Annotated in this window: 2 protein-coding genes; both read left to right on the top strand. The window is 45.9% G+C overall.

The features are described 5' to 3' along the window. Nucleotides 1-718: phage tail tip fiber protein (locus HMPREF3119_RS19675; RefSeq protein WP_246829246.1), on the top strand; the 718-nt coding region annotated here is incomplete at its 5' end. Between the two features lies 1 nt (nucleotide 719). Beyond that, nucleotides 720-1,040: a hypothetical protein gene (locus tag HMPREF3119_RS05775; RefSeq protein WP_052125932.1), complete on the top strand. Its 321-nt coding sequence runs from the start codon at nucleotides 720-722 to the stop codon at nucleotides 1,038-1,040. The last annotated feature ends 21 nt before the right edge of the window (nucleotides 1,041-1,061 follow it).

A 1,061-nucleotide genomic window follows, 5' to 3' on the forward strand; every position in this document is an offset into this window, starting at 1 on the left:
GCAAAAAGAGCTCGAAGACTCAGCCATCATTAAAGACCTGCAGTCTCAGGCGAATGATAACTTCGAGGCCATTATCAACAACGCCAATAACGTTTACGGTCAGTGGGGTTACTGGCAGCGTGAAAACGGTGCGATGAAAGCAGAAATTATCGAAGTCCGCAACTACACAGTCACGGAAACGAAGGCACTTGCAGAGAAACTGGACGCGGTTAAGGTGACTGCAGACGACGGTTTCGCCATGGCACAAAACTCCATTCGCGCGCAGTGGGACATGGCCGCCGGTGAAGCATCCGTTGTTCACGATATGAAAGTCCGGATCCGTTATAACGGTGAGGATTATTCCGCCGGTATGGTGATCGGGGCTGAGCTGAAAGGCGGTCAGGTGAACACGCTTATCGGGTTTAACGCGCAGCAGTTTGCGTTTTATAATCCGGTGAAAAAATCGATGGATCTGTTCATGTACATGAAGGACGGACAGGTCTTTATGCGTGAGGCGTTCATTAATCAGGCATGGCTCAACAGTGTGGTTGTCACTGACAAAATGCAGTCGGAGAACTATGTGCCGGGTAAACAGGGTTTTATTCTGGATGCAAAGGCTAATAAATTTGAGTTCGTTGACGGAACAACAACAAACGGTACCGGTATTACAGCGGGCGGTATTAAAGTGTATGACAATAACCGGCTGACGGTCATTATTGGTGATATATCGGGGTATTAATATGGCTCACGGGATTATTGTATATGATGAGCGCGGTAATAAAATATTAGATTCCGGTAAAAGACTCGGTCGATTCGTCGGTTGGCATGATATTAATCCTGCACCGGTCGGTCAGTTTAAATACAGCTGGGATCACCGGAATCTGTTACCGATGGGGGAGATTTTTGTCTGGGTTAATCCGAGCTTTTGGTTTAATCACAATGGCTGGTGTGATTGCCGGGTTGAAAATGGCGTTATTATTTTTGAGGGTAATTTAAGGCGAAACGACGAACAGAGAGCCAGGGAAACTTATATGCGTATATTATATGGTGTAAAATCATGAAACACGGTTTTATATGTTTTG

This window comes from Morganella sp. HMSC11D09, from assembly GCF_001807955.1.
GTDB lineage: Bacteria > Pseudomonadota > Gammaproteobacteria > Enterobacterales > Enterobacteriaceae > Morganella > Morganella morganii.